General features: G+C 74.4%; 26 protein-coding genes, 1 tRNA gene and 1 pseudogene. 21 read left to right on the top strand and 7 right to left on the bottom strand.

The window, feature by feature from the left end:
* Positions 1–217: 217 nt before the first annotated feature.
* The 8 genes from ACQP12_RS27255 (at position 218) to ACQP12_RS27220 (ending at position 5,596) form a co-directional block, all read left to right on the top strand.
* Positions 218–826, top strand: a complete 609-nt coding sequence (locus ACQP12_RS27255; protein WP_433283054.1) for a dihydrofolate reductase family protein — start codon at positions 218–220, stop codon at positions 824–826.
* A 102-nt stretch (positions 827–928) separates the two neighbouring features.
* Positions 929–1,501 carry a GrpB family protein gene (locus tag ACQP12_RS27250; protein ID WP_433283052.1) on the top strand — a complete coding sequence of 191 codons (573 nt, stop codon included), beginning with the start codon at positions 929–931 and terminating at the stop codon, positions 1,499–1,501.
* 93 nt (positions 1,502–1,594) lie between these two features.
* Positions 1,595–2,140, top strand: a complete 546-nt coding sequence (locus tag ACQP12_RS27245) for a hypothetical protein (RefSeq protein WP_433283051.1) — start codon at positions 1,595–1,597, stop codon at positions 2,138–2,140.
* Between the two features lie 45 nt (positions 2,141–2,185).
* Positions 2,186–2,740, top strand: a complete 555-nt coding sequence (locus ACQP12_RS27240) for a GrpB family protein (protein WP_433283049.1) — start codon at positions 2,186–2,188, stop codon at positions 2,738–2,740.
* A gap of 139 nt (positions 2,741–2,879) precedes the next feature.
* Entirely contained in the window at positions 2,880–3,314 is a 435-nt protein-coding gene (locus ACQP12_RS27235) for a hypothetical protein (protein ID WP_433283047.1), read from the top strand.
* A 67-nt stretch (positions 3,315–3,381) separates the two neighbouring features.
* On the top strand, positions 3,382–4,128 hold the full coding sequence (locus tag ACQP12_RS27230) for a phosphotransferase (protein WP_433283046.1): 747 nt from the start codon (positions 3,382–3,384) through the stop codon (positions 4,126–4,128).
* A 105-nt stretch (positions 4,129–4,233) separates the two neighbouring features.
* Positions 4,234–4,788 carry an alpha/beta hydrolase gene (locus tag ACQP12_RS27225; RefSeq protein ID WP_433283044.1) on the top strand — a complete coding sequence of 185 codons (555 nt, stop codon included), beginning with the start codon at positions 4,234–4,236 and terminating at the stop codon, positions 4,786–4,788.
* A gap of 133 nt (positions 4,789–4,921) precedes the next feature.
* Positions 4,922–5,596: a cytidylate kinase family protein gene (locus ACQP12_RS27220; protein WP_433283042.1), complete on the top strand. Its 675-nt coding sequence runs from the start codon at positions 4,922–4,924 to the stop codon at positions 5,594–5,596.
* 246 nt (positions 5,597–5,842) lie between these two features.
* Here ACQP12_RS27220 and ACQP12_RS27215 read toward each other — a convergent pair.
* Positions 5,843–5,915 (bottom strand) — tRNA-Arg (locus tag ACQP12_RS27215).
* A gap of 167 nt (positions 5,916–6,082) precedes the next feature.
* Here ACQP12_RS27215 and ACQP12_RS27210 point away from each other — a divergent pair.
* Positions 6,083–6,814 (top strand): hypothetical protein, encoded by a 732-nt coding sequence (locus ACQP12_RS27210; protein WP_433283040.1) that lies wholly within the window; start codon positions 6,083–6,085, stop codon positions 6,812–6,814.
* Between the two features lie 16 nt (positions 6,815–6,830).
* On the opposite strand, the gene ACQP12_RS27205 is transcribed toward ACQP12_RS27210, so the two are convergent.
* Entirely contained in the window at positions 6,831–7,856 is a 1,026-nt protein-coding gene (locus tag ACQP12_RS27205; protein ID WP_433283037.1) for an alpha/beta hydrolase, read from the bottom strand.
* Between the two features lie 88 nt (positions 7,857–7,944).
* Entirely contained in the window at positions 7,945–8,355 is a 411-nt protein-coding gene (locus ACQP12_RS27200) for an HPF/RaiA family ribosome-associated protein (RefSeq protein ID WP_433283035.1), read from the bottom strand.
* A gap of 276 nt (positions 8,356–8,631) precedes the next feature.
* Here ACQP12_RS27200 and ssb point away from each other — a divergent pair, with 276 nt between their 5' ends.
* The 3 genes from ssb (at position 8,632) to ACQP12_RS27185 (ending at position 12,074) form a co-directional block, all read left to right on the top strand.
* Positions 8,632–9,429 carry a single-stranded DNA-binding protein gene (gene ssb, locus ACQP12_RS27195; RefSeq protein ID WP_433283033.1) on the top strand — a complete coding sequence of 266 codons (798 nt, stop codon included), beginning with the start codon at positions 8,632–8,634 and terminating at the stop codon, positions 9,427–9,429.
* 93 nt (positions 9,430–9,522) lie between these two features.
* Entirely contained in the window at positions 9,523–10,536 is a 1,014-nt protein-coding gene (locus tag ACQP12_RS27190; RefSeq protein WP_433283031.1) for a cobalamin biosynthesis protein, read from the top strand.
* A complete protein-coding gene (locus tag ACQP12_RS27185; protein ID WP_433283029.1) occupies positions 10,533–12,074 on the top strand; it encodes a cobyric acid synthase in 1,542 nt (513 codons plus the stop codon). Before ACQP12_RS27190 ends, ACQP12_RS27185 begins: the two co-directional genes overlap by 4 nt.
* Positions 12,075–12,252: 178 nt before the next feature.
* Here the strand turns inward: ACQP12_RS27185 and ACQP12_RS27180 are convergent, their stop codons facing one another.
* Positions 12,253–12,654: a rhodanese-like domain-containing protein gene (locus tag ACQP12_RS27180; RefSeq protein ID WP_357941967.1), complete on the bottom strand. Its 402-nt coding sequence runs from the start codon at positions 12,652–12,654 to the stop codon at positions 12,253–12,255.
* A gap of 116 nt (positions 12,655–12,770) precedes the next feature.
* Here ACQP12_RS27180 and ACQP12_RS27175 point away from each other — a divergent pair.
* The 4 genes and pseudogenes from ACQP12_RS27175 to ACQP12_RS27160 form a co-directional block, all read left to right on the top strand.
* A pseudogene (locus ACQP12_RS27175) lies at positions 12,771–13,471 on the top strand (uridine kinase family protein); the annotation flags it as partial.
* Entirely contained in the window at positions 13,461–14,813 is a 1,353-nt protein-coding gene (locus tag ACQP12_RS27170; RefSeq protein WP_433289477.1) for a dipeptidase, read from the top strand. The pseudogene ACQP12_RS27175 and the gene ACQP12_RS27170, both read left to right, overlap by 11 nt.
* Before the next feature lie 79 nt (positions 14,814–14,892).
* Positions 14,893–15,099, top strand: a complete 207-nt coding sequence (locus tag ACQP12_RS27165; RefSeq protein WP_151464953.1) for a hypothetical protein — start codon at positions 14,893–14,895, stop codon at positions 15,097–15,099.
* A gap of 108 nt (positions 15,100–15,207) precedes the next feature.
* Positions 15,208–16,791 carry an ATP-dependent DNA ligase gene (locus tag ACQP12_RS27160; RefSeq protein ID WP_433283027.1) on the top strand — a complete coding sequence of 528 codons (1,584 nt, stop codon included), beginning with the start codon at positions 15,208–15,210 and terminating at the stop codon, positions 16,789–16,791.
* Positions 16,792–16,833: 42 nt separating this feature from the next.
* Here ACQP12_RS27160 and ACQP12_RS27155 read toward each other — a convergent pair whose 3' ends face one another.
* Together ACQP12_RS27155 and ACQP12_RS27150 are read right to left on the bottom strand one after the other, a co-directional pair.
* Complete coding sequence (locus ACQP12_RS27155) at positions 16,834–17,592, bottom strand: hypothetical protein (protein ID WP_433283025.1); 759 nt, start codon at positions 17,590–17,592, stop codon at positions 16,834–16,836.
* 96 nt (positions 17,593–17,688) lie between these two features.
* Positions 17,689–18,504, bottom strand: coding sequence for an SURF1 family cytochrome oxidase biogenesis protein (locus tag ACQP12_RS27150; RefSeq protein ID WP_357941167.1), 816 nt, complete (start codon positions 18,502–18,504; stop codon positions 17,689–17,691).
* A gap of 135 nt (positions 18,505–18,639) precedes the next feature.
* Between ACQP12_RS27150 and ACQP12_RS27145 the strand changes: the two genes are divergently transcribed.
* Both ACQP12_RS27145 and ACQP12_RS27140 read left to right on the top strand, forming a co-directional pair.
* Entirely contained in the window at positions 18,640–20,004 is a 1,365-nt protein-coding gene (locus tag ACQP12_RS27145) for a cobyrinate a,c-diamide synthase (protein WP_433283023.1), read from the top strand.
* Entirely contained in the window at positions 20,001–20,570 is a 570-nt protein-coding gene (locus tag ACQP12_RS27140; protein ID WP_433283021.1) for a GNAT family N-acetyltransferase, read from the top strand. The genes ACQP12_RS27145 and ACQP12_RS27140 overlap by 4 nt, the downstream gene beginning before the upstream one ends.
* 118 nt (positions 20,571–20,688) lie before the next feature.
* Here ACQP12_RS27140 and ACQP12_RS27135 read toward each other — a convergent pair whose 3' ends face one another.
* Complete coding sequence (locus ACQP12_RS27135; RefSeq protein WP_357941160.1) at positions 20,689–22,821, bottom strand: transglycosylase domain-containing protein; 2,133 nt, start codon at positions 22,819–22,821, stop codon at positions 20,689–20,691.
* A gap of 133 nt (positions 22,822–22,954) precedes the next feature.
* Between ACQP12_RS27135 and cobC the strand changes: the two genes are divergently transcribed.
* From cobC to cobA, 3 genes are all read left to right on the top strand, one after another.
* Positions 22,955–24,037 carry an Rv2231c family pyridoxal phosphate-dependent protein CobC gene (gene cobC / locus ACQP12_RS27130; RefSeq protein ID WP_433283019.1) on the top strand — a complete coding sequence of 361 codons (1,083 nt, stop codon included), beginning with the start codon at positions 22,955–22,957 and terminating at the stop codon, positions 24,035–24,037.
* Positions 24,037–25,107, top strand: a complete 1,071-nt coding sequence (gene cobT, locus ACQP12_RS27125; RefSeq protein ID WP_433289475.1) for a nicotinate-nucleotide--dimethylbenzimidazole phosphoribosyltransferase — start codon at positions 24,037–24,039, stop codon at positions 25,105–25,107. The genes cobC and cobT overlap by 1 nt, the downstream gene beginning before the upstream one ends.
* Before the next feature lie 160 nt (positions 25,108–25,267).
* Positions 25,268–26,545 (top strand): uroporphyrinogen-III C-methyltransferase, encoded by a 1,278-nt coding sequence (gene cobA / locus ACQP12_RS27120; RefSeq protein WP_433283017.1) that lies wholly within the window; start codon positions 25,268–25,270, stop codon positions 26,543–26,545.
* Positions 26,546–26,600: the final 55 nt, after the last annotated feature.

Raw genomic sequence — 26,600 nt, 5'->3', positions numbered from 1 at the left:
ACGGTCGGGGCGTGACCGAGCCCGTCCACCTGGCCGAAACCCGGGCCGCGTACGACAGGGTCGCCGTCGGCGTCGACGCGTTCTGCGCCGACCTGTCGTCGAGGCCCGTCTGTGGCTTAGGTCACACCCTCGGCGCGGCCGGGGTGTCGAATCGGTTGTTCCTCGGCCGTCGGCAGGGTGGAGGCCGGCGCGGGCCGGCCACGAAGGAGGGACAGTCATGCGACTCACCATCACCACGTTCCTGACCCTGGACGGCGTCATGCAGGCCCCGGGCGGGCAGGAGGAGGACCGCACCGGCGGGTTCGACCTGGGCGGCTGGCTGCCGCCGCACTTCGACGAGACGGTCGGCGGGTGGATGGGCGAGACCTTCGAGCGGGCCGAGGCCCTGCTGCTCGGCCGCCGCACCTACGACATCATGGCCGCCTACTGGCCGCACGTGACCGACCCGGCCGAGGGCGGACCGGACAACCCCCTGAACCGGCTGCCGAAGTACGTCGCCACCACCCGCGACGACGAGCTGACCTGGTCGGGTTCGCACCGCCTCGACGGCGACCTGGCCGCCGCGGTCAGCGAACTCAAGAACCGCCCCGGAGGTGAGCTCCAGGTGCACGGCAGCGGCGCGCTCGCCCGGTCGCTGATGCGGGAGGGGCTCATCGACACGTACCAGCTGCTGGTTTTTCCGGTGGTGCTGGGACGCGGGCAGCGACTCTTCGCCGACGGCGTGCCCCCGGCGGGCCTGCGCCTGACCGGCACCCGCACCTCCGGCACCGGGGTGACCATGCTGACGTACGACGGCACCGGCGCGCCGGCCTTCGGCAACGTCTGAGCGCGCGGATGTGGGTCGGTCGACGTTGGACGTGGCGCGGTTGGTGTCCCGCCGACCCGCCACGCCCGCACCGGGATCCCCGGTGCCGGTATGAAGGGGTGCATGGATGCGACCACCCCGCCCCCGGCCGGCGCGGCCTGGTACCGGCAGGCTCCCGTTCGCCTACGTCCGTATGACCCGGCCTGGCCGGGGCGGTATGCCGAAGAGGCGGAGCTGTTGCGACACACGCTGCGCGGTTCACTGATCGCGATCGAGCACGTGGGCAGCACGGCGGTTCCGGATCTGGCGGCGAAGCCCGTGATCGACATCCTTGCCGCCGTGCCGAGCTTCGACGATATTCCAGCGGTCATCGCACGCCTGGAAGGCATCGGCTACGTCTACACACCCGAGTCCGAGGCTGACGACCCGAGCCGCCGCGTCTTCCGGAAGGGTCCGCAAGACCCCGCCACCTTCCGGACGCATCACCTGCACGTCACCGAGCACGGCGGCCGCTACTGGCGTCGTCTCATCGCCTTCCGCGACCACCTCCGCTCGCACCCGGAGGACGCCGCCGCCTACCTCGCGCTCAAACAGGGCCTCGCGGCCCGGCACGCCGGCGATCCGGCCCGGTACACGAGGGAGAAGCGGGACTTCGTCAGGGAAATCGAAAGGAAGGCCGGCATTCCGACCGGGTAGCGGGTGCACCTCCGGCACCGGGTGCCGGGTGGCTGCGGACCACACGCGGACGGCGGCGAACCCTACGCTGACGCGCATGTCGCGGAGCATGCAGTGATCGACCTGGACGAGCAGCACCACCAGCCGGCGCAGTCGGGCAGCACCACCGCCGACCGCCTCCTGACCGTGCGGCTCGTCGCTGCCTTCGTGGTCGGCGCTGTGCTGGGCGGCCTCGCCGTCGGAGAGTGGCGAGACTCGCGCGCCGAGCGGGAGCGGAACGCTGTGGTCGCTCTCGTCGCCCTACCGGTATCGGCGAACCTGGGAGGCTCGTCCGCCCAGGGATCGGTCGAACTGTCCGGGCAGCTGACGTTGATCAACACCGGCCCGGCGCCCGTCACGGTACGTCAGGTCCATGCGGAGAGGCCGGGCGTCGTGGTGCGCAGCACGGGAGAAGGGCCAATGTTGCCCCCGGGCGGCGCCCGTCAGCTCCTGGTCGAGCTGAACTTCGAGTGTGCGATCGCATTTCAGCCGGAGCCGTTGTCGATACGGTTCTCCGTCGAGAGCGGGGACAAGCAGGTCAGGGAGATCGGCTACCCCGTCGCCCTGGTGGGAAGCGACTGGGAGCGCGATGCCCGGAGCATGTGCGCGCCCCACGCATAGCGACAGGGGTCGGCTCGGCCCGACCCGGGCCGTTACGGTACCGACGTGACGGACGACGCGCGCGTGGTCGAGGTGGTGCCCTACGACCTGGCCTGGCCGGAGCGGTTCGAGGCCGAGCGGCGGCTGTTGTCGGAGGCCCTGCCCGAGGCGCTGAGCGTCGAACACATCGGCTCCACAAGTGTTCCCGGCCTGGCGGCCAAGCCCATCATCGACATCATGGCGGTGGTGCCGGAGGTCGACGCGATCGTCGCCAACCTCCGGCCCCTCGAACAGCTCGGGTACGTCTATCGTCCGATGGTCTTCCCCGAGGACAGCGACCACCTGTTCTTCGCCAAGGACACCGCCGGGAAGCGGAGCCAGCACCTCCACGTCTTCGGCGTCGCGTCGCTCGTGCCGCAAGAGAACCGGGTCTTCCGCGCCTACCTTGAGGCCAACCCCGCCGCCGCCCGCCGGTACGAGGCGGCGAAGAGGCGTGCCGCCGAGCTGCATCCCGACAGCCGGGCCCGCTACGGCGCCGCGAAGGAGGAGACGACGACCCAGCTGTTGGCTGAGGCGCGCCTGTGGAACGAGTCCGCTCGGCGGCAGTCGCCGCAGAGCTGACACGTACTACCGCCCGCTCGATGCGTCTTCCTCGTTCCAAATGGATATGACGTGCCCTTCTCTGTGCTCCTCGGTGACGCGCGACCTCGCCTCATCGAGAGACGTGGCAAGAATGCGCAGGCGCACTAACGTCCGGGTCATGGGAGCCAGGGCAGCGGGGGCGTTTCGTCGGACGGCAATCGAGCGGTCCGATCAGCGCGTCGCCTGGGAACGCACGGACCAGGCGTTCTTCGCTGCCGGTGCGTGTCACGTCCTCGCCTGGGCCTGCCGAGATTCCTATCCCGACCGGCCGATCGAGATTGCGGCGGTGCGGCTCGCGGGTGAGTGGCAGGTCTTCCACACCTACGCGGTCTGGGATGGCTGGGCGTTCGACCACTCGGGCTGGAATCCCGAGCCGCTTCTGTTGGCGGTCAACACCGACTTCGAAGGCCACCCACTGGAGCGCGTCAGGATCACGAACAGTCTCGCGGAATTCTGCGCGGAGCAGCACCACCGCATGCCGGACCAGTACTGGCATGACCCGCTCCCTCGCGCGCGCGACTACGTGAGCCGATACACCCCACCCTGGGCGTAGCGCCGCCGGCCGACAGCGGGCGGGACTTTGCGGTGATGCGGTCTGCACGGCCCGTTAGGGTCGCGAGATGGGTCATGACCGCGAGCATGGCGTGGAACGACCCTTGGCCGGGGGCCGCTTGACGGCCGGTGTGGTCCGGGTCGGAGACACGGTCCGTCGCCCGGCCTCGCCCGCGTCGCGTTTCGTGGCGCGGCTGCTGGTTCATCTCGCCAAGACGGGCTTCGACGGCTGCCCTCAGCATCTGGGGTGGGACCAACACGGCCGTGACATCCTGTCGTTCGTGCCCGGCCACGTTCCTCCACGATGGCGGCATTTCACCGACGACCAGGTCGGACAGGCGGCGACGCTGCTGCGACGACTGCATGAGGGCACGCGTGAGCTGGCGTCCGGTCTCGGGGGTGAGGTGGTGTGCCATCACGACCCCGGTCCGAACAACACGGTCTTCCGCGACGGTCGGCCGGTGGCGTTCATTGACTTCGACTTCGCGGCGCCCGGCCTCCCGTTGGAGGACGTGGGGTACATGGCGTGGGCCTGGTGCATATCGTCGCGACCCGACCGGGGACCCGCGACAGAACAGGCCCGCCAGGTGCGGATCCTGGCGGACGCCTACGGCTTGAGCCCGGCGGACCGTGGCCGCCTACCAGCCGCGATCCGCGAGCGCCTACGTCGCAATGAGGCGTTCTGGCGGGACATCCTCGATGACCAGGCGGCCTCCGTTCCCCGCGCACGCTCTGCCGAAGTGCTCGCCTGGACCCGACGCGAACTCGCCTACCTCGAGGTGAGCCAGGAGACGTTCGTTGCCGCACTATGGTGATCGTCCCGACCGGGAGCGCGAAGCCGCTGGCCTGCGGTGACGGCGGTGCGTCCGCAGGATTCGAACCTGCGGCCCTGGCGGGTTCCAGCCAGCGGAGAGGATGACATGACGACGCAGCGCACGGTGTTGGTCATTCCGGGCAGCGGTGGGTGCTGGCACGTTCCCCACCAGTTGTTCGCCGTCGATGCCGCACGAATGCGCGGCGCGCAGATGCACCACATGTCATGGAGCGGCGATGTTCCACCAGAGCCGGAGGCACGGGGACCGTGGGCAGTTGAGCAGATAACGACGGCACTTCGTGGACTACCGGAGCCGTTGATCATTGCCCACTCCCTCGGCACCCTCGCCACAGGTCTTGCCGCCGACCACGAGCTGCCGGCGATCTGGATCACGCCGTTGCTGCACCGTTCAGAGGTGGTTGACGGTCTGCGCCGGGCCTGCGCTCCCTGCCTGCTCATTGGCGGCACGGCGGACAGCAGCTGGCGTCCGGAACTTGCTCGCGAGCTGTCACCGCATGTGTTCGAGGTAGAGGGCGCTGATCACGGGCTCCGCGTCCCGGGGCCACTTGCCAGGTCTGCGACGGTGCTGGGTGACATGGCCACGGCGATCGAGGGCTTCCTCGACCGGGTTCTCTGGCCCGCGCCGTCCCATATCCGTTGACCGGCGAATCATGAGATCGAACCGCCCGTCCCGATCCCATAGCGGTCATGACCCGATCCCACGGACTCAGCGGCGGTGTTCACTCCCAGCCCTCAAACACGGCGACCTTCGCGAGACCATGACGGAGCAGCACATGGACCACGGCACCCGCGACGAGATGCTCGGCCGCCTGGCTGAGGCAGTCGGGTCCATCGCCGTCGCACACCCGACGCGGGTTGCCATCGACGGACCGCCCGCCGCCGGCAAGACCACCCTCGCCGACGAACTGGCCGTCGCCCTGCGCACACAGGGCCGCAACGTCATCCGCGCGACGATCGACGATTTCCTCTTCCCACGGGCGCAGCGCTATCCGCGCGGCGAGTACTCAGCCGAAGGCTGCTATTTCGACACCCACAACTACGACGCGCTGAACCGGGTTCTGCTCGATCCGCTCGGCCCAGGCGGAGACCGGCGCTTCCAACACGCGGTCTACGACCGCACCGCGGACACGGCGATCTCCCCGCCGGTCACGACTGCCCCCGCCGACGCCGTGCTGGTCTTCGACGGCGTCTTCCTCATGCGCCCGGAACTGATTGATCGGTGGGACCTGCGCATCTTCGTGTCGACAGCATTCGAGAAGACCGTGGATCGCGCCGCCGTCCGAGACCGCCGGGTGTCATCTCGAGCCGACGTCGAGAGGCGCTGGCGCGAGCGTTACATCCCCTCCCAGAGGCTCTACTTCGCTACGGTCCGCCCGACCCGTCACGCCGACATCGTCGTGCACAACGACGAGCCCCAGCAGCCGGCCTGGTTCTTCCGTCCAGCGTAGGAACGCCGATGGACCGGGACCCGCGGCGTTCCTGCTGGTCTCCGGTGCCTCGCCCCGGACCGTGATGGTGCTCGGTCACAGCCAGATCGGGCTGACGATGAACACCTACGCCTACGTTCTGCCGAAGATCGAGTAGGCCCCCGTGGAGGAGGCCGCGAAGCACCTGTTGGGCTGACCTCGCCGCACGGGAGCCGTGGTGATCGGCCTGGCCGGCAACGCCAAGCCGTTGACCTGCGGTGGGAAGGGTGCGCCCGGCAGGATTCGAACCTGCGGCCTTGGGATTAGAAGTCCCCTGCTCTATCCGCTGAGCTACGGGCGCGCGTCGACGGTGTCGCGCCAAGAGGGTACCGCCGACCCCGGGCTCGCCGGGGGAACGGGTGGGCGCGGCCACGTCCTGCTCAGCGTCCCACGGCCCGGCCGCCGCGGGCATCCCGGATATCCGGGTCACGGGCCACCGCCGCCCGGCCGGTTTGTACCCTCGGCGTCGTGCTGCTCGACCAGGAAACCGAGAACGAGATCGCGTACGAGCTGTGCCAGCTCCTCGGCCGCGCCATCCTCCCCGTGAGCGGGTCGGACGGGCCCGGTGCGCGGGGCACGACCTTCGGCACCGCCTTCTTCTACAGCGAGCTGGTGGGCGCGACCGACGACGGTGAGGTGGTGCACGAGTGGCTGCTCACCGCCTCCGCGACAACCCGGACACCGTACGGGGAGATCGGCCTGCGGCCGAGCCTCACCGAGCCGGCCGAGGCGGCGGCGGAGCCGATCGAGCTGCCCGACTTCGCCGACCGGTGGCTGCACCTGCCGGAGATCGGCCTGGCCGCCATGCCGACGGGCGGGCTGCACGGGCACGCCGAGGACGGGGGCTGGAGCTGGCGTACCCAGCAGGTGACCGACGCGGTCGCCGCACCGGCCGACGCGGTCGCGCGGGTCGGCGCGGAGCCCGGCTCGGCGTTCGTGCTGGCGCTCGGCCTCGGCGACGACGGGTCGCGCCCGTTGGAGGCGGTGATCGAGCGGGTGGCCCGGGCCGGCGGCGAGGTGCGCGTCACCACCGAGCTGCCGTCCGGGTACGTGGGCGCGCCCGTGTTCGGCGTCGAGGCGCTCGACGGGGAGCTCTCGCTGCGCTGCCTGGGCCTCCTGCTGCCGGCGGATGGCGGTGGTCACCCGGTCGCGACGTTCGACCGGATCCGGTCGGCCCTGGCGGCCGCGACCGCCGAGTAACGCGGACCGGCCCAGCTCAGCTCTCGGCGGTCGTGCCGGCCGGCTCGTCGGCCGGCCGCCGCGGCGCCGGCGCGGCCGGCTCCGGCTCGGTCGGCCCGGCCCCGAGGAAGCCCTCCGCCCATCGCCCGACCTCCGTGAAGACCGTCTCGCGTACGGCGGGGCCGGACAGGGTCAGATCGTGCAGCCCGCCGTCGAAGCGGGCCAGGGTGACGTGCCGGCCGAGGCGGGGCGCCCAGCGCACCATGTGCTCCACGTCGAGCACCGCGTCGGCGAGGGTGGCCGAGTCGTGCCACTTCGTGCCCCGGTAGCTGCGGGTGGAGCACGCCAGCAGCACCGGCACGGGGATGTCCAGGCCGGCCCGGAGCTGGCGCTGGCCGGCGCGGATCGCGTTGATCCAGCCGGCCCGCACCGGGAACCCGGCGAGCGGCTTCCAGGCCAGGTCGTAGCGCCACTCGCCGCGGTGGTCGGCGTGCAGGCTCTCGCCGTACACGGTGCCCAGCCCGAAGGGGAGGATGCGCTGCGGCGCCCGGCGGCCCAGCCGAGAGACGGCGGCCGCGAGGGGTCGGCGGACCAGCCAGGGCGCGTTGATGTCGAAGAAGGGGCTGTTCAGGACGATCCCGTCGACCAGGCCGGCCTCGCGGCGGGCGTGCGCCCAGAGCGAGATGATCAGGCCGCCGGTGGAGTGGCCCATGGCGAGCAGGGTGTCGTGCCCGTCGTCCTCGCGGATGATCTTCGCGGCGGCGTCCAGCTCGGGGAAGTAGTCGCTCAGGTCGCGGCAGAAGTTCGGGGTCTGGTGCGGTTGCAGGCTGCGGCCGTACTTGCGCAGGTCGAGCGCGTAGAAGTCCCAACCGCGCTCGGCGAAGAAGTCGGCGACGTGGGTCTGGAAGAAGTAGTCGACGAAGCCGTGCACGTAGAGCACGGCCCGGCCGGTCGGGCGCTCCGCCCGCCGGCGGACCAGGGTCGCGACGACCGGTCCCTCGTCGTCGGTGCCCAGGTCGATGGTCTGCCGCTCGTACGGCGGTCCCAGCACGTCGGGTTCCACGACCGCGACGGTACGCCGCCAAGCTACCCGGCGGTAGCCCCCGCCCCCGCCCGCCGGCACCGGGTGCGGGCGGGGGCGGGGGACGGCCTCAGGCGGTTTCCGCGTCGGCCCGCTCGGCGGCCTGCGCGGGGACGCCCTCGGGCTGGTCGACCTCGCGCAGGTGCTTGTTGTGGCGCGGCTCCTGGCGGGTCTTCGCGTCGTTGAGCCGGCGGCGCAGGTCGTCCCGGACGTCGTTGAGCGCGGCGTGCAGGTCCTCCTCGGCGGAGGTGGTGACGATCTTCTGCCGGCCCGCGATCCAGCACTCCAGGGTGACCTTCTGACCCCGGGCGTTCCGGTCCTTGACCGTCACCTCCAGCTCGGTGGCGTCGGCGTGGAACCCGGCGAGCCGGGCGTCGAGGGTCGCGAACTGCTCCGCGATCCAGGTGCGGTCGCCCTGGGAGAACCCGGCGCCGACCCGCAGGCACTCGGCCACGGTCGCGGGGTTCGCCACGGCGCTCATCGCCGGGCCTCGCAGGCGTCTCGGAGAAGCATCGTCGCTCCCTTTCTCTCGGTTGATCAAGTCCATACCCATTCCGGGCGCGTCCGGAACCCGGCCTGCTGATCATGTTCCTTCGCAGGTCAGGGCCATAGGGCCACTGGTCCTAGCAGACGGGGACCTTGATCAGGTGGTTGTCCACAGCCGGCCCGGTCGTCCACAGCCCGGCCGGCGACGGTCGCCCCGCGGCCGGTGCCCGGCCGAGGCTCGCCACACAAGCCGAGTTCCCTGGGAGGGGCGATGTTCGATACGTACGTCACGATCGTCGGCAACGTGCTGACCGCGCCGGAGTGGCGCCGGACCACCCAGAGCAACACCCTGGTGGCCAACTTCAAGGTTGCGTCGACCGCCCGCCGCCTCGACCGGGAGAGCGGCCGCTGGGTCGACGGCAACAGCCTGCGGGTGCGGGTGAACTGCTGGCGGAAGCTGGCCGAGGGGGTGGCCGCCTCGGTGGCGGTCGGCGACCCGGTGGTGGTGGCGGGCCGCCTCTACACCCGCGACTGGACCGACGACGCCGGCAACCACCGCACCCTCTACGAGCTGGAGGCGGTCGCCGTCGGGCACGACCTGTCCCGGGGCCGGGCCCGGTTCCTGCGCAACCGGCCGAGCATGACGACCAGCACCGTCGAGGACGCCGAGGCGGAGAGCCGGGTGCACGGCGAGGCCACCGAGCCGGTGCCGGTCGGGCAGGCCCCCGCGTCGCTCGACGACCGGCCGTTCGACGACGAGTTCCCGCCGCCCGGTTACGACACCCCGCGGGTCGGGCTCTCCGCCGGGCTGGACACGACGGCCGGCGACCTCGACGAGCTGGCCGACCCGTTCGACGAGCGGCTCGACGGCCCGGCGACCGAGCCGGACGAACTGGCCGCCGAGCCGGACGACCAGCCGGCCGACGACGAGCTGGGCGCCGAGCCGGTCCGCGGGAAGCCGGGCGCCGAGCCGGCCACCGGCGAGCCGGACCCCGCCGGGGCGGCTGCCGGCGTCACCGGGACCGGTCGTGGCCGGCGGGGCCGCGGGCGGGCCCCCGTGCCCGCCTGAGCAGCCCCGGATCGTGCAACGGGGGAGCGGGGTGGCGACGCCGGCGTGGCCACCCCGCCGTACGGCTAGGCTGGCCGGCCGGAGGTGGTGCGGGTGCGGCAGGCGACCGCCATGGCGAACGCGGCGGGACTGGTGGCGGGCTACGCCCTGGACTCGCTGCTCGGCGATCCCCGGCGGTGGCACCCGGTGGCCGGCTTCGGCCGGGCGGCCGGCGCCCTGGAGCGGCGCGTCTACCGACCCGAGCGATCGGCCGGCGCGGCGTTCACCGCGCTCGCGGTGGGGGCTCCGGTGCTGCTCGGGGCGGTGGCCGGCCTCGCCACGCGGCGGCACCCGGTGGCCCGGGCCGCGCTGGTGGCCGCCGGCACCTGGACGGTGCTGGGCGGGCGCACCCTGCGGCACGAGTCGCGGCTGATGGCCCGGGCGTTGCAGTCCGGTGACCTCCCGGCCGCCCGGGACCGGCTCAACCACCTCTGCGGGCGCGACCCGTCGGCGCTCGACGAGCCGGAACTGGCCCGGGCCACCGTCGAGTCGGTCGCCGAGAACACCTCCGACGCGGTGGTCGCCCCGCTGGTCTGGGGCGCCGTCGCCGGGCTGCCCGGCCTGCTCGGCTACCGGGCGGCGAACACGCTCGACGCCATGGTGGGCCACCGCTCACCCCGCTACGCGCGCTTCGGCACGCCGGCCGCCCGCCTCGACGATCTGCTCAACCTGATCCCCGCCCGGCTGACCGGGCTGCTCACCGTCGCCGTGGCGCCGACCGCGCACGGGGACCGTGCCGCCGCCTGGCGGGTCTGGCGACGGGACCGCAACGACCACCCGAGTCCGAACGCGGGCCAGTGCGAGGCGGCGATGGCCGGGGCGCTCGGCGTCCGGCTGGGTGGGCGCAACGTCTACTTCGGACGCGAGGAGACCCGGCCGTTCCTCGGGGACGGGCCCCGGCCCGAGGCGCGGCACCTGAAGCGGGCCGCCCGGATCTCCGGCGCGGTCGGCCTGGCCGCGCTCGGCCTCGCTGCGGCCTACCCGGTGACGGCCGGTCGCCTCGCCGGCGCGACCGGCCGCGCCGCCCTGCGCGCCCTCGCCCGGCCGCGACGGGGGAGCGGGCGATGAGCGGCGGGCTGCTGGTCGCCGGGACCACCTCCGACGCCGGCAAGAGCGCGCTCACCGCCGGCATCTGCCGCTGGCTGCGCCGCCGGGGCGTGTCGGTGGCCCCGTTCAAGGCGCAGAACATGTCCAACAACTCGGCCGTCGTGGTCGGGCCAGACGGGCGCGGCGGGGAGATCGGCCGCGCCCAGGCCATGCAGGCCGCCGCCTGCGGGCTCGCCCCGGACCTGCGCTTCAACCCGGTGCTGCTCAAGCCGGGCAGCGACCACGCCAGCCAGGTGGTGCTGCTCGGCGAGGCGGTCGACACGGTCACCGCCGGCAACTACCGGGAACTGCGTCCCCGGCTCGCCGGTACCGCGTACGCGGCGCTGGCCGAGCTGCGTGCCGAGTACGACGTGGTGATCTGCGAGGGCGCGGGCAGCCCGGCCGAGATCAACCTGCGGGCCGGCGACTACGTCAACATGGGGCTGGCCCGGCACGCCGGCCTGCCCGCCATCGTGGTCGGCGACATCGACCGGGGCGGGGTGTTCGCCTCGATGTTCGGCACGGTCGCGCTGCTCGACCCGGCCGACCAGGCCCTCGTGGCCGGCTTCGTGATCAACAAGTTCCGGGGCGACCTCGGGCTGCTCCGGCCGGGGCTGGACATGCTGCACCGGGTCACCGGCCGCCCGACCCTCGGCGTGCTGCCCTGGGCGCTCGACCTCTGGCTGGACGCGGAGGACTCGCTCGCGTACGGGCGGGTGCTCGGCCGGCCGGCGGCCCCCCGGGGCACCGAATGGCTCGACGTGGCGGTGGTCCGGCTGCCCCGGATCAGCAACGCCACCGACGTCGAGGCGCTGGCCACCGAACCCGGCGTCCGGGTGCGGCTCACCATCGAGCCGGCGGAGCTGGCCGCCGCCGACCTGGTGGTGCTGCCCGGCTCCAAGTCGACCGTGGCCGACCTGGCCTGGCTGCGGGAGAGCGGCCTGGCCGACGCCGTCCTGGCGCACGCCGCCGCCGGAAAGCCGCTGCTCAGCATCTGCGGTGGGTTCCAGATGCTGTCCCGGGCCGTCCACGACCCGGTGGAGAGCCGGCAGGGCAGCGTGCCCGGCCTGGGGCTGCTCCCCGTCGAGATCACCTTCGACCCGCGCAAGACGGTCCGGCGCGTCGCCGGCACCGCCGCCGGTGACGTCCCCGTCCACGGCTACGAGATCCACCATGGCCAGGTCTCGGCCGCCGATCCCGGGCTGCCGCCGCTGCTCCGCTACGCCGACGGCACCGGCGAGGGAGCCCGGCTGGGCGCGGTGCACGGCACCCACTGGCACGGCGCCTTCGAGTCCGATGCCTTCCGGCGCCGGTTCCTCAGCGAGGTCGCCGCGCTGGCCGGGCGGACCGGGTTCAAGGTCGCCCCCGACACCTCGTTCGCCGCCGCCCGGGAGCGGACGCTGGACCTGCTCGGCGACCTGGTCGAGGAGCACCTCGACACCGACGCGCTGTGGCGGCTGATCGAGTCCGGCCCGCCCGCGGGCCTGCCGTTCATCCCACCCGGCGCGCCGAAGGCCTGACCGGGACGGGCGCGCCCTCCGGTGGGCGCAGGCTGGGTGCCGGCGGCCTGAGCGGGCTGGGCGCGTCCTCGGTGGGAGCAGGCTGGGTGCCGGCGGCCTGAGCGGCTGGGCACGTCGCAGGTGGAGCAGGTCGGGCGGCGGTGGCCCCGACGGGCCGGCGCGCCGGGCGGGTGGGGGGTCAGTAGCGGACGTCGGCGGGGCGGTCGGACATTGGCAGGCCCGCCTCCCGCCAGCCCTGCACGCCGCCGATCATGTCCGTGGCGTGGCGCAGGCCGAGCGCCTGGAGGCCGGCGGCCGCCAGGCTGGAGCTGTAGCCCTGCCGGCACACCAGCACGATCTGCCGGTCGTAGCTGGTCGACTCCGGGATGCGCCAGGCGCTGGCCGGATCCAGCCGCCACTCCAGCACGGTCCGGTCGATGACGATCGCCCCGGGCAGCTCACCCTGCTCGCGGCGCTGCGCCTCGGTGCGCGTGTCGACCAGCAGCGCCCCGGTACGGACCGCCTCGACGGCGTCGTGCGGGGTGAGCCGGCGGAGGCCGGCCCGAGCCTGTTCGAGGAGGGCGTCGACGCCCGGACTCATCACGTCATGGAGCACCTCCCGATGATGCCCACGGCACGGCGGGCCCGCCCGGCGAACGGCCTGCTGGTGCCGCAGGATCCAGCGGACGGGGGACGGCTAACGTCGGCCGGGTGACGGTGGCGGTGGCGGTGGTCGAGGCGTACGCCGGGTTGGCCCGGCGGGTGCTGGCCGGGCCGGCGCGGTTGGGGCGTACCCGGCTCGTGGCGGTCGACGGGCCGAGCGGCGCGGGCAAGAGCGTCTTCGCGACGCGCCTCGCGGACGCCCTCGCGGCGCTGCCCGGCGGCGCCCGGCCGCCGGTGGTCCGCACCGACGACCTGCTCGACGGCTGGAACGACCAGCTCACCTTCTGGTCCCGGCTGGAGGAGTGGGTGCTCGGACCGGTCCGCGCGGGACGGCCGGGGGCCTACCGCCGGTACAGCTGGGTGCGCCGGCGCTTCCTGGACCGGCCGGTGCCGGTGCCGGCCGGGCCGGTGCTGATCGTGGAGGGGGTGAGCGCCGCCCGGGCGGCGATCCGGCCGGAGCTGACCCTGTCGGTGCTCGTCACCGCGCCGGCCGGGCTGCGGCTGTCCCGGGCGCTCGCCCGCGACGGTGCGGAGGTGCTGCCCGAGCTGCGCCGCTGGCACGCCGGGGAGCGGGCGCACTTCGCCGCCGACGGCACCCGGGCCGCGGTGGACCTGGTGGTCGACGGCGCCCCCGACCTGCCGCACGACGCGGACCGCTACTACGTCCGCCGGTCCGGGTGGGCGGGCTCGGACGGCGAGGCCAGGTAAGGCCGGCATACGATTCCGGTCATGACCACACCGATCATGTCCGAGTCCGAGGTGCGGGCCGCCGTCGAGCGGGAACTGCCCGGCGTCCGTGCCGACCTCGAGCGACTCGTCCGCATCCCGGGCATCGCCTTCGAGGGCTTCGACCACTCGCACGTCGAGCGTTCCGCCGAGGCGGTGGCGGAGCTGCTGCGCGGCTGCGGCCTCGACACGAAGATCGTGCGCTCCGGCGGCCAGCCGGCGGTGATCGGGACGAAGCCGGCGCCGCCCGGCGCGCCCACCGTCCTCCTGTACGCCCACCACGACGTCCAGCCGGTCGGCGACCTGTCGCTGTGGGAGTCCGACCCGTTCGAGCCGGTGGAGCGGGACGGCCGCCTCTACGGCCGCGGCGCCGCCGACGACAAGGCCGGCATCATGGCGCACATCGCCGCGCTGCGCGCGTACGGCGATCAGCTTCCGGTCGGCGTGGTCCTCTTCATCGAGGGCGAGGAGGAGTACGGCTCGGACTCGCTGGAGCAGTTGCTCGTCGCGCACCGCGACGAGCTGGCGTCGGACGTCATCGTCATCGCCGACTCGACCAACTGGGACGTCGGCGTGCCCGCGCTGACCACCTCGCTGCGCGGCATCGTCAACTGCTTCGTGGAGGTGCGCACCCTCGACCACGCCGTGCACAGCGGGATGTTCGGCGGCGCGGTGCCCGACGCGCTCACCACGCTGGTGAAGCTGCTCGCCACGCTGCACGACGACGCCGGGAACGTGGCCGTCGACGGTCTGGTCGGCCGCGAGGGCGCCAGCGTCGACTACCCCGAGGACCGGTTCCGCGCCGAGGCCGGGCTGGTCTACGGCGCGCAGCTCTTCGGCACCGGCCGGATCACCGACCGGCTCTGGACCAAGCCGGCCCTCGCGATCCTCGGCGTGGACGCCCCGGCCACCGGGGAGGCGCCGAACGCGCTGGTCCCGGCCGCCAAGGCGAAGCTGAGCGTGCGGCTGGCGCCGGGCGACGACCCGAAGAAGGCGTACGCGGCGCTCATCGCGCACCTGGAGAAGCACGCCCCCTGGGGCGCCCAGGTGACGGTGACGTTCGAGCACGACGGCGCGCCCTGTGTCATCGACGCCACGGGGCCGATGTTCGAGGCGGCGCGGGCGGCGTTCCGGGGCGCCTGGGACGGCACCGACCCGGTGGACATCGGCGTGGGCGGGTCGATCCCGTTCATCGCCACCTTCCAGGAGATGTTCCCCTCCGCGGCGATCCTGGTGACCGGTGTGGAGGACCCGCACGCCCGCGCGCACGGGCCGAACGAGAGCCTGCACCTGGGCGAGTTCGCCCGGGTCTGCGTGGCCGAGGCGCTGCTGCTCGGGAAGGTCGCCGAGGTGGGCGCGAACCGCCCCTGAGGGTGTCGAAACCGTAACTTCGGGGCCGATGTCGGAGTTTGCGGTGTGTCGGGCGACGGGGTGTTATAGCCTCTCGAACATGCGTACGAACGACGAGATGTCGCGGCTCCAGGCCGCCGTCAGTGCTCTGGGGGACGTCGATGTCTCCGCGTGGCCCGAGGACACGCTCAAGGACCAGCTCGGTGAGCTCTCCGCCGTGCTGGTCGCGCTCGACACGCTGCTCACCCGGGTCGCCGACGAGGTGCGCGCCCGCGGCCTCCGCATCGAGGAGCCCGTCTCGGCCTGAGCCGGCCGCCGTTTCGCCGATCGTGGAGAGTTGACGCCCTGGGGGGACGCCGACTCTCCGCGATCGGGAATCGCCCCGGTGTCGGGGGTGGCTGGCAGGATGAGGGACGTGCGCTTCCTTGAGCTGGCGGCCACGTCGGCGGCGGTGGGCGCCACCAGCGGCCGACGGGCCAAGGTGGAGCTGCTGGCCGCCGCCCTGCGGTCGCTCGATCCCGACGAGGTGCCGGCGGGCGCCGGCTACCTGGCCGGCGAGCTGCGGCAACGGCAGACCGGGGTGGGCTGGGCGAGCCTGCGTGACCTGCCCCCGCCGGCCGCCGAGCCGAGCCTGACCGTGGGTGGTGTCGACGCGGCGATCGAGGAGATCGCGGCCGTCGGCGGCGCGGGCTCGCAGGCCCGGCGGCGTGAGCTGCTCGGCCGGCTCTTCGCCGCGGCCACCGCCGACGAGCAGCGGCTGCTGGTCGGCCTGTTCCGCGGCGAGCTGCGCCAGGGCGCCCAGGCCGGCCTGCTCACCGAGGCGGTGGCCCGGGCCGCCGACGTGCCGGTCGCCGCCGTGCGGCGGGCCCTGCTGCTCGCCGGTGACCTGCGGGCGGTGGCGGTCGCGGCGCTGGCCGGCGGGGCGGCCGCACTGGCCGGGTTCGGGCTCCAGGTGGGCCGCCCGCTCGCCCCCATGCTGGCGCAGAGCGCGCCCTCGGTCGACGAGGCGCTCACCGCCACCGGCATCCCGGCGGTGGTCGACGTCAAGCTCGACGGCATCCGCATCCAGGTGCACCGGTCCGGCCGGGACATCGCGGTCTTCACCCGCAGCCTCGACGACATCACCGGCCGGCTGCCCGGGGTCGTGGCCGCCGTCCGCGCGCTGCCCGCCCGCGAGCTGGTGCTCGACGGCGAGGCGATCGGGCTGGACGCCGAGGGCCGGCCGCTGCCCTTCCAGGAGACCTCCAGCCGGGCCGCCCGGCGGATCACCCCGAGCACCACCGGCGGGACCCCGGTGGCGCCCGCCGTGCTCGCCGCGGCCGAGCGCACCGGCGAGACGGTGCTGACTCCGTACTTCTTCGACCTGCTGCACCTCGACGGCGTCGACCTGATCGACCTGCCCGGCCGGGAGCGGTGGGCCGCGCTGGCCCGCGTGGTCGACCCGATGCTGCTGGTCGGCCGGGTCGAGGTGGACGACCCCGAGCAGGCCGCCGCGGCGTTCGCGGCGGCGGTCGACGCCGGCCAGGAGGGGGTGGTGGTCAAGGATCCCGCCGCGCCCTACGACGCCGGCCGGCGCGGCGCGGCCTGGGTCAAGGTGAAGCCGCGGCACACCCTCGACCTCGTGGTGCTCGCCGTCGAGTGGGGCAGCGGCCGGCGGCAGGGCTGGCTCTCCAACCTGCACCTGGGCGCCCGGGACCCCCGCACGGGCGAGTTCGTCATGCTCGGCAAGACGTTCAAGGGGCTCACCGACGAGCTGCTGCGCTGGCAGACCGAGCGCTTCCTCGGGCTGGCCGTGGAGAAGGGTGACTGGGTGGTCCGGGTCCGGCCGGAGCAGGTGGTCGAGATCGCCTTCGACGGGGTGCAGACGAGCAGCCGCTACCCGGGCGGGATGGCGCTCCGCTTCGCCCGGGTGATCCGCTACCGGGACGACAAGACCGCCGCCGAGGCGGACACCATCGACGCGGTCCGGGCCATCCACGCCGGCCGGGTCACCGGCTGACCCGGCGGGCCGGAGGCGGCGCGGGCACCTCCGGCGCGCGGTTCAGGCGACCGACAGCGACCGGGCGTAGTTGACCTGGTTGTTGATCTGCTGCACCTGGAACTGGTCGGCCACCGGGATCCGGGCCACGTACTGGTAGCCGCCGTTGGTCACCGTCACCTGCACGGTGCCGTGGTGCCGCGTCTCCTTGATCAGCAGGAAGAGGAGGCTGAACACGGTCAGGCAGAAGAAGCCCAGGACCGCGGCGACCACCGCCCAGGTGGCCACCTTCTCCTCCTTCTGCCAGTGGTCCATCACGTGCCAGGAGGCGCCGGCGAGCGGCAGGACGCCGGCCGGGGTGCGGATCACCGGCGGCGTCACCATGATCTCGCCGATCTGCACGGCCACCACCGACTGCGCCGGCGGCAGCGGACCCGCCGGCAGAGCGGGCGGCGCGGAGAACTGCGCGGGCGGCGCGGAGAACTGCGCGGGCGGCGCGGAGAACTGTGCGGCCGGCGCGGGGAACTGCGCGGGCGGCGCGGAGAACTGCGCGGGTGGCGCCGGGAACTGCGCGGTCGCGGGCGGCGCGGAGAACGGGGCGGTGGCCGGCGGAGCGGCGAACTGCGGGGCCGCCGGTGGCGCCGGGGTCGGGGCCGGCGCCGGGAACTGCGCGGTGGTGACCGGGGGATCCGCCGGTGGCGCGGCCAGCGCCGGGAACCGCTCGGTAGGCGGCGCGACGGCCGGCGGCATGGCGGCCCACGGGTCGTACGTCGCCGGGGTCGGGGGCTCGGCGGGCAGCGGCATCGTGGGATCAGGGGTCACCGCGACCCCCCACGGTTCACGATCATGGGCGGACCCTACAGCGTCCCCGTCGCCCGGTGTGCCCGCCGAAGGTCCGGTCCGGACGCCTCGACCGGCTCAGGCGGAGGCCGGTTCGGCCGCCCGGTCCACCGGCTCGCGCGGCCCGTCCAGGCCGGCCAGCCGGCGCGCCTCGCGGCGGGCGACCCAGCCGTAGCCGACCAGGCTCATGGCGGCGAAGAGCCACCACTGCACCACGTAGCCGAAGTTCTGCCAGTTGTTGGTGTGCCCGATCGGCACCGCCTGGAACGCCGGGTCGGCGGCGGGCGTCTGCTGGTCGAGCAGCACGTAGCCGCCGGAGACCGGGTAGGGAAGCTGCTTCGCCAGGCGGGGGATGCTGATCCGCCGGGTCTCCAGCTTGCCGTCGCGCCGGTCGACCGCGCCGCCGCCGCTCTCGCTGGACACCAGCCGGCCGGTGACCGTCACCTCGCCGGCCGGCGCGGCCGGCACCTCTGGCTGGGTGGTGGCGTTTCCGCCGGGGACGGGCGGCACCCAGCCGCGGTCGACCAGCACGGCGCTGCCGTCGGCGAGGACCAGCGGGGTGAGCACCTCGAAGCCGACCTTGTTGTCGACGGTGCGGCCGCGGACCAGGACGACGTTGGCGCTGTCGTACCGGCCGGTGGTGGTGACCCTGGTCCAGGTGAGCCGGTCGGCCGGGGCCGGGCCGGTGGTGCCCGGGCCGCCGGTCGGGGCCGGCAGGGCGTCGCGCAGCGGCGCGGGTGCCATGGTGGCGCCGGCGTCGATCCGCTCGTTGATCGCCGTCCGGCCCCGGTAGCGGTCCAGCTGCCAGTTGCCCAGGAACACCATCACCGCGGCCGCGACCAGGGTCAGCGCGAGATAGCCGAGCCAGCGCGGGGTCAGCAGGAACCGGTACACGTTGGCCAAGGCTACCCGTATGAGCGGCGCCACTGGCCCGCACCGGGCCGGAACGGGCCGGTCGCCGGCCGCCGCGCGTCGGTCGGGGCGGGTATGGTCACGCGGGCGGAAACCACCCCAGAGCAGGAGTCGATGATGACCGTCGTGCCGCGCGTCGTGCTGAGCGCGCCCTCCTCGGGGCACGGCACCGGTGCCCTCTCGCTCGGCCTGCTCGCGGCCCTCGCCGACCGCGGGCTGGACGTGGCCGGGTTCAAGATCGGGCCGGACCAGGTCGACGCGGCCTACCTGGGGTTGGCCGCCGGGCGGCCGGGGCGCAACCTCGACCCGCGGCTGGTCGGCCCGGAGCGGATCGCCCCGCTGTTCGCGCACGGCGCCGCCGACGCGAGTTTCGCGCTGGTCCAGGGCACCATGGGGCTCTACGACTCGATCGCCGGCCGGCCGGAGACCGAGTCCACGGCGGCCGTCGCGACCGCGCTGCGCAGCCCGGTGGTGCTGGTGGTCGACGTGGCCGCGATGGGCCAGTCGGTGGCCGCCCTGGTGCACGGCTTCCGGGCCTACGACGAGCAGCTCTGGCTGGGCGGCGTGATCCTCAACCGGGTGGCCTCGCCCCGGCACGAGGCGATGCTGCGCGAGGCGCTCGACGACGTGGGGGTGCCGGTCTACGGCGCGCTGCGCCGGCACGAGCTGCCCCCGGTGCTGCCCGCCCGCCGGCACGGCCTGGTGCCGGTGGTCCAGCGCGACGCCGAGGCCCAGCGGGCGGTCCGCCGGCTCGGCGAGGCGGCCGCCGCCACGGTCGACCTCGACCGGCTGCTGGCGCTGGCCCGGTCCGCCCCGGAGCTGGCCGCCGCGCCGTGGTCGCCGGAGCCGGCGGGTCCGCCCGCTGGGGAGCGGCCGGTGGTCGCGCTGGCCGGCGGCCCGGGCGGCAGCTACAGCCACCCGGAGACCGCCGAGCTGCTGCGCGCTGCCGGCGCCGAGGTGGTCACCGTCGACCCGCTGCGCGACGAGTCGCTGCCCGCCGGCACCCGCGCGCTGGTCGTCGGCGGCGGGCTCCCGGAGACGTACGCGGAGCAGCTTTCCGCCAACCGCCGGCTCTGCATCGCGGTGGCCGAGCTGGCCCGCACCGGCCGTCCCGTGATCGCCGAGGGGGCCGGCCTGCTCTGGCTGGCCCGGGAGCTCGACGGCCTGCCCATGTGCGGGGTGCTCGACGCGGTCGGCGCCAGCCGGGACGGCGTGGTGGTCGGCTACCGGGAGGCGACCGCGGCCGTCGACAGCGTGGTGGCCCCGGCCGGCACCACGGTGGTGGGGCACAAGCAGCACGCCGCGGTGCTCACCCCGCGGGCGGGCGAGCGGGCGGCCTGGCGCTGGGAGGGCGGCGCTCCGGAGGGCTTCGTGTGGCGGGGCGTGCACGCCTCGCAGCTCGTGCCGCACTGGGCCGCGTACCCGGAGCTGGCGGCCCGGCTGGTCGCGGCGGCCCTGGCCCCCGCGGAGGCTCCGGCGTGATCGGGCAGGTGGCGGTGCGCCGGTTCCCGGCGCTGACCGTCTCCACTCCGCGCACTGAGGTGCGCCAGCTCGTCGCGGCGGACGCCGAGGCGGTCGACGAGGTGTTCGCGGACCGGCAGACCCAGCGCTGGCTGCCGCTGGCCGACGCGTCGGGGCAGATCGACGGGCGCGCCTGGTGCACCGAGCTGGCCCGGCAGCGCCGCGACAGCGGCGACGGCGACCACTGGGCGGTGATCCGCCGCGAGGACCGGCGGGTGATCGGCTGCCTCTGGACCCGCCGCACCGACTGGGGCGCCCGGCTGACCGAGGTGTCCTACGCCATCGCCCCGCACGCCCGCGGCTACGGGCTGGCCGCCGAGGCGGTGGACGCGGTCGCCATCGCGCTGATCCTGGAGCACGGCTTCCAGCGCGTCGAGCTGCGGGTCGCCCCCGGCAACGTCGCCTCCCGCCGGGTGGCGGAGAAGGCCGGCTTCAGCTACGAGGGCCTGCTCCGCAACGCCGGTTTCGTCCACGGCGCCCGCGTGGACCTGGAACTCTGGTCCTTCGTGAGCGCCGACCTCCGCTGACCCCGCCCCGCCCCCGGGCGGAAGTTGATCAAGAGGTTTGCGTCGGGAATCGAGGGACTCCGCGCGCAAACCTCTTGATCAACTGGCCCGGGCGCACCCCCGGGCGGCTCGGGGAGGGTCAGCCGACTATCTGGTCGGACGGTGGGGTGAACTGGCGGGTGGGTTGGCCCTTCAGGGCGTCGCGCAGGGTCATCGCCACCGCGTTGACCGGCACCTGGGACAACCCGTCACCCACCGCGTTGAACGGGTTGTCCGGGTCGGCGATGAAGCTCGCCGCGGCCAGTTCCGGGGTGTAGCCGGCGAACCAGGCGGACCGGGTGCTGTCGGTGGTACCCGTCTTGCCGGCGACCGGGCGGCCGACCGTGCCCCGCACGCTGTCCGCGGTCGACCAGCCGCCGCAGCCCCCCTTGGCCGGGGTGTCGCCGGTCGGGCAGCGGGCCGCGTCGGTGGCCGCCCGGGCCGCGTCGGCGCTCACCACCTGCCGGCAGCGCGGCTTGGCGACCTCCCGCTGGACCCCGCCCGGCGTGCGGTACGTGGCCGGCGTGCCGTCCCGGTTCATGATCGAGTTGACCGGGATCGCCTCGCAGTACCGACCGTCGGCCGCGACCGCGGCGTACGCGTTCGCCACCTCCAGCGGGGTGGCGTCGGAGACGCCCAGGGTGAACGCTCCCCACTTGTTCGCCTTGTCCGGCGCGGCGTGCTCGCGGTCCACATCGGTACGCCAGCGCAGCCCGAGCTGCTCGGCCAGGCGCACTCCCTTCTCCGCGCCGACCTGCTCCTCCAGCTGTACGAAGAAGGTGTTCACCGACTTGCCGAAGCCGGACCACATGGTCTGCACGCCGGTCATCGCGCCGCTGGCGTTCGAGGGCGCCCACCCGTCGTAGACCTTGGACTGGTAGCGGTACGGCGAGTTGATGGTGTCGGAGAGCTTCGTCCCGGAGTTGAGGGCGGCGAGCATCGTGAACATCTTGAACGTCGATCCGGCCTGGTACCCGGGGAGGGTGCCCCCGCCGAGCAGCGGCGCGACCGTGTTCGGATAGTTCGCCTTGATGTTCGGGCCGGCCTCCGGGTTGGAACTGTTCGGGTTCTCGCTCAGGTCGAGCGAATAGTTCCGGTTCACCGCCATCGCCTTGATCCGACCGGTGCCCGGCTCGGCGACCACGATGCCGTTGGCGAACGGGCTGCCCGTGCCGTCCTTCGCGCCCACGTTCTTCTCCGCCGCCGCCTGGATCTTCGGGTCGAGGGCGAGCACGATGCGATAACCGCCCCGGCGCAGCTTGTCCATCCGTTCGAGCCGGTTCTCCCCGAACGCGGGCTGTGCGCTCCACCAGTTCTTCAGGTAGTCGCAGGCGAAGCCCCAGGTGCGGTACTGGTTGTTGATCGAGGCGCAGTCGTTCGGCGGGTCGGTGAGCCGCAGCTTGATCGGCTCGGCCTTCGCCGCCGCCGCCGCGTCGGGCGAGAGATAGCCGAGGCGGCTCATGTTGTCGAGCACGTAGTTGCGCCGGGCGGTGGCGTCCTTCTGGTCGGAGGTGATCGGGTCGTACTCCGAGGGGGACTTGACCAGGCCGGCGAGGGTGGCCGCCTCGACCGGGGTGAGGGTGGCCGGGGTCTTGGAGAAGAAGATCTGCGAGGCCGCGTAGATCCCGTACGCCCGGTGGCCGAAGTAGGCCGAGTTGAGATAGCGCTCGAGGATCTGCTCCTTGCTGACGTGCTTCTCGATGTCCAGCGCCATGCGCATCTCCTTGACCTTGCGCAGGCTGGTCTGCTGGGTGGCCTCCTGGACCTCCTTCGGCGTCTTCGCGCTGTCCCGCAGGGCCATCCGGACGTACTGCATCGTGATCGTCGAGGCGCCCTGGGAGACGCCGCCGGACCGGGCGTTGGACACGAAGGCGCGGGCCACGCCCTTCGGGTCGACGCCGTGGTGCTGGTAGAAGCGGTTGTCCTCGGCGGCGACGATCGCCTGCTGGATGTTCGGCGACATCTCGTCGATCTTGGTGTACTGCCGGTACTCCTCGTAGAACATCGTCAGCACGGTCTTGCCGTCCGGCGCGTACAGGTACGAGGTCTCGGCGGGTAGCGCGGTCTTGAGGATGTTCGTCTTCTGCTCCACTGCGTGTGCGGTGGCCTTGGCCCCGATGCCGGTGACGGCGGCCAGCGGATAGGCCGCGGCGGCGACCACGATGCCGGCGATGAGTCCGGCGCGGAGGAGGGGCACGGCACGACCAGCGGAGGCAAGGGGTCGGTTGCTCACATGGTCAAGCTATGACATTTCCGATTCGGAAATGAGAAGAATTCATAAACGGGCGAGGGGGTTCAGCGGTGGTGACGCGGCCCACGCCGGGATGCGCTGTCCCGGGCGGCGGCTTCCCGGCAGGATCGCGGACATGCGTGCTCAGCTGATCGGGACCGCCGCCGCGGCGGCCGAGCCCGACCTCGGCCACCACGGGGACGCCGAGGCCACGCCGGGTCTGGTGGACCTGGCGGTCAATGTCCGCCGCGCCCCCATGCCGGAGTGGCTGGCCGACCCGCTGGTCGCCGCGATGGGCGCGCTGGCCGCGTACCCGGATCCCGGCCCCGCCCGGGCCGCCGTCGCCGCCCGGCACGGGCGTCCCCCGGAGGAGGTACTCCTCACCGCCGGCGCCGCCGAGGGTTTCGTGCTGATCGCCCGGGCGCTGCGCGAGGCCCGGCGGCCGGTGGTGGTGCACCCGCAGTTCACCGAGCCGGAGGCCGCCCTGCGGGCCGCCGGCCACACCGTCGAACGGGTGCTGCTCGACGCGGGCGACGACTTCCGGCTGGACCCGGCCCGGGTGCCCGCCGACGCCGACCTGGTGCTGGTCGGCAACCCCACCAACCCCACCTCCGTGCTGCACCCCGCCGGGGCGCTCGCCGCGCTGGCCCGCCCCGGCCGGGTGCTGGTGGTCGACGAGGCGTTCGCCGACACCACCGCGGCCCCCGGCGTCGAGGGCGAGCCCGAGTCGCTCGCCGCCCGCCGCGACCTGCCCGGCCTCCTGGTGGTCCGCAGCCTCACCAAGACCTGGGGACTGGCCGGGCTGCGCATCGGCTACCTGCTCGGCGACCCCGCGCTGCTCGCCCGGCTCGCCGCCGCCCAGCCGCTCTGGGCGGTCTCCACCCCGGCGCTCGCCGCCGCGACCGCCTGCGCGTCCCCCGCCGCCGCCGCGGCCGAGCGCGAAATCGCCGCCGGGCTCGCCGCCGACCGCGACCACCTGGTGGCCCGCCTGTCCGGCCTGCCGGGGGTACGCGTCGTCGGCCGCCCCGCCAGCGCCTTCGTCCTGGTCCACCTGGCCGGTGCCGCCGAGGTCCGTGAGCGGCTGCGCGAGCGTGGCTGGGCCGTGCGCCGCGGCGACACCTTCCCCGGGCTGGGCCCGGACTGGCTGCGGATCGCGGTGCGCGATCCGGCGACGACCGACGCCTTCACGGACGTGCTGGCGGAGATCCTGGAGGCATGATGTTGGAGTCCACCGTCGCGGCGATCCGGCCGCTCGACGAGGCCGCCATGGCGGCGGCCCGCGACCTCCAGGGCCGGCTGACCAAGCCCGCCGGTTCGCTCGGCGCCCTGGAGCCGCTCTCCGTACGCCTCGCCGGCCTCGCCGGGACCTGCCCGCCGCCGCTGCCCGAGCCGGCCGCGGTGGCGATCTTCGCGGGCGACCACGGCGTGCACGCCCAGGGCGTCACCCCGTGGCCGCAGGAGGTCACCGCCCAGATGATCGGCAACTTCCTGGCCGGCGGCGCGGTGGTCAACGCGTTCGCCCGGCAGGCCGGCGCCTCGGTCACCGTGGTGGACGTCGGCGTGGCCACCCCGCTCCCGGCCGACCCCGCCGCCGACCCCGCCGGCCCCCGCCTGATCGCGGCGAACGTGCGGCCCGGCACCCGGGACCTGACGGTCACCGCCGCGCTCACCCGCGACGAGGCGCGCGCGGCCGTGGAGACCGGCATCCGGGTCGCCGGGGAACTTGTCGACGCCGGGGCGGGCATCCTGCTCACCGGTGACATGGGCATCGGCAACACCACCCCGGCCGCCGCGCTGATCGCCGCGTTCACCGGGGTGGACCCGGCGGCGGCGACCGGGCGGGGCACCGGGGTGGACGACGAGACGTACGCCCGCAAGGTCGGCGTGGTGCGGGCCGCGCTGGACCGGCACGCGCCCGACCCGGCCGACCCGCTCGGGGTGCTGGGCACGGTCGGCGGCCTGGAGCACGCCGCGCTGGCCGGGCTGGTCCTCGGCGCCGCCGCGCGCCGGGTGCCGGTGCTGCTGGACGGCGTCATCGCGGTCAGCGCCGCCCTGGCGGCCGCCGCGTTCGCGCCGGACGCCGTCGGGGCCATGGTCGCCGGGCACCGCTCGGCCGAGCCGGGCGCCACGGCCGCGCTGCGGCACCTCGGCCTGGACCCGCTGATCGACCTCGGGCTGCGGCTCGGCGAGGGCACCGGGGCGCTGCTCGCGCTCCCCGTCGTCATCGGCGCCGTCCGGGTGCTGCACGAGGTCGCCACCTTCGACTCGGCGGGAGTGGCCGAGAAGTGAGCGAGCGCAGCCCGCGGGCCAGCGTGCCGCATCGCGGTGCGCCGACGGGACCGCTCAGCGTGCCGCGTCGCGGTGCCCCGGCAGGAGGGCTCAGCGTGCCGCGTCGCGGCGGTGCCGGGCCGGTGGCGCGGCCGGCCCGGTCCGGCGGGGAGGCGGTCACGTGAGCGGCAACCCGTACCCCCTCGGGTTGCGGCTGGCCGGCCGGCGGGTGGTCGTGGTCGGCGGGGGAGCGGTGGCCACCCGGCGGGTGCCCGCGCTGCTCGACGCCGGCGCGGACGTCCTGCTGGTGGCGCCGGAGCTGACCCCGGCGCTGCGGGCGCACGTGGACGCCGGCCGGCTGCGTTGGGAGCCGCGCCGGTTCGCCCCCGGCGACCTGGACGGCGCCTGGCTGGTCCAGGTCGCCGTGGACGACCGGGTCGCCGCGGCCGCGGTGAGCGCCGCCGCCGCCGAGCGCCGCGTCTTCTGCGTCCGCGCCGACGATCGGGCCGCCGCCACGGCGTGGACCCCGGCGGTGACCCGGCACGGCCCGGTCACCGTGGCCGTGCTGGGCGGGGGCGACCCCCGCCGCGCCATGAGCGTCCGCGACGCGGTCCGCGAACTGCTGGCCGCCCGCGCCGGGCAGCCGACCGCTGAGCTGGGCGCCGCTGCCGCGCCGGCTCGGCCGGCCGAGCCGGGCGCCGGCGGGTCCGAGGCCGCCGCGGTCACGCCGTCGGTGGGGCGGGTGGCGCTGGTGGGCGCGGGGCCGGGCGACCCCGAGCTGATCACCGTGAAGGGCTGGCGGTTGCTCACCGAGGCCGACGTGGTGGTCGCCGACCGGCTCGTCCCCGGTCTGCTCCTCGACGAGCTGCGTGCCGACGTCGAGCTGGTCGACGCCTCCAAGATCCCGTACGGGCCGGCCCGGGCCCAGGAGGAGATCAACCGGATCCTGGTCGACCGCGCCCGGGCCGGGAAGGTCGTGGTCCGGCTCAAGGGCGGCGACCCGTACGTCTTCGGCCGGGGCGGCGAGGAGCTGCTGGCCTGCGCCGAGGCGGGGGTGCCGGTGACCGTGGTGCCCGGGGTGACCAGCGCGATCTCGGTGCCCGCCGCGGCCGGGGTGCCGGTCACCCACCGCGCGGTGGCGCACGAGTTCACCGTCGTCTCCGGGCACGTCGCGCCCGACTCGCCCGACTCCCTGGTCCGGTGGGAGTCGCTCGCCGGCCTGCGGGGCACGCTGGTGATCCTCATGGGCCTGCGGAACCTCGCGGCGATCAGCGCCACCCTCGTGGCGCACGGCCGGCCGGCGAACACCCCGGCCGCGGTGATCCAGGAGGGCACCACCAGCGGCCAGCGGGCGCTCCGCTCGACCCTCGGCGCGGTCGCCGCCGACGTCGAGTCCGCGGGTCTCCGCCCACCCGCCATCGTCGTGGTGGGGGACGTGGTCGGGACCCTCGACGCCTGATCCACCGGCAGGCAGGCGGCCCGGGACCAGTCGGTCCCGGGCCGCCGTCGTGGCC

Origin of the sequence: Micromonospora sp. CA-244673 (genome assembly GCF_050948395.1) — a bacterium.
Classification (GTDB): Bacteria; Actinomycetota; Actinomycetes; order Mycobacteriales; family Micromonosporaceae; genus Micromonospora.
The sequence above is the reverse complement of the archived record's forward strand: the minus strand, read 5'-3'. Positions and strand labels throughout refer to the sequence as shown.

Bases quoted from the DNA above. Each gene is read 5' to 3' on its own strand.
- ACQP12_RS27225 (WP_433283044.1), top strand. From the start codon at position 4,234: ATGACGACGCAGCGCACGGTGTTGGTCATTCCGGGCAGCGGTGGGTGC.
- cobT (WP_433289475.1), top strand. From the start codon at position 24,037: ATGTTGGAGTCCACCGTCGCGGCGATCCGGCCGCTCGACGAGGCCGCC.
- ACQP12_RS27250 (WP_433283052.1), top strand. From the start codon at position 929: ATGGATGCGACCACCCCGCCCCCGGCCGGCGCGGCCTGGTACCGGCAG.
- ACQP12_RS27165 (WP_151464953.1), top strand. From the start codon at position 14,893: ATGCGTACGAACGACGAGATGTCGCGGCTCCAGGCCGCCGTCAGTGCT.
- ACQP12_RS27220 (WP_433283042.1), top strand. From the start codon at position 4,922: ATGGACCACGGCACCCGCGACGAGATGCTCGGCCGCCTGGCTGAGGCA.
- ACQP12_RS27185 (WP_433283029.1), top strand. From the start codon at position 10,533: ATGAGCGGCGGGCTGCTGGTCGCCGGGACCACCTCCGACGCCGGCAAG.
- cobC (WP_433283019.1), top strand. From the start codon at position 22,955: ATGCGTGCTCAGCTGATCGGGACCGCCGCCGCGGCGGCCGAGCCCGAC.
- ACQP12_RS27235 (WP_433283047.1), top strand. From the start codon at position 2,880: ATGGGAGCCAGGGCAGCGGGGGCGTTTCGTCGGACGGCAATCGAGCGG.
- ACQP12_RS27230 (WP_433283046.1), top strand. From the start codon at position 3,382: ATGGGTCATGACCGCGAGCATGGCGTGGAACGACCCTTGGCCGGGGGC.
- ACQP12_RS27180 (WP_357941967.1), bottom strand. From the start codon at position 12,654: ATGAGTCCGGGCGTCGACGCCCTCCTCGAACAGGCTCGGGCCGGCCTC.
- ACQP12_RS27255 (WP_433283054.1), top strand. From the start codon at position 218: ATGCGACTCACCATCACCACGTTCCTGACCCTGGACGGCGTCATGCAG.
- ACQP12_RS27170 (WP_433289477.1), top strand. From the start codon at position 13,461: ATGTCCGAGTCCGAGGTGCGGGCCGCCGTCGAGCGGGAACTGCCCGGC.
- ACQP12_RS27200 (WP_433283035.1), bottom strand. From the start codon at position 8,355: ATGAGCGCCGTGGCGAACCCCGCGACCGTGGCCGAGTGCCTGCGGGTC.
- ssb (WP_433283033.1), top strand. From the start codon at position 8,632: ATGTTCGATACGTACGTCACGATCGTCGGCAACGTGCTGACCGCGCCG.
- ACQP12_RS27145 (WP_433283023.1), top strand. From the start codon at position 18,640: ATGACCGTCGTGCCGCGCGTCGTGCTGAGCGCGCCCTCCTCGGGGCAC.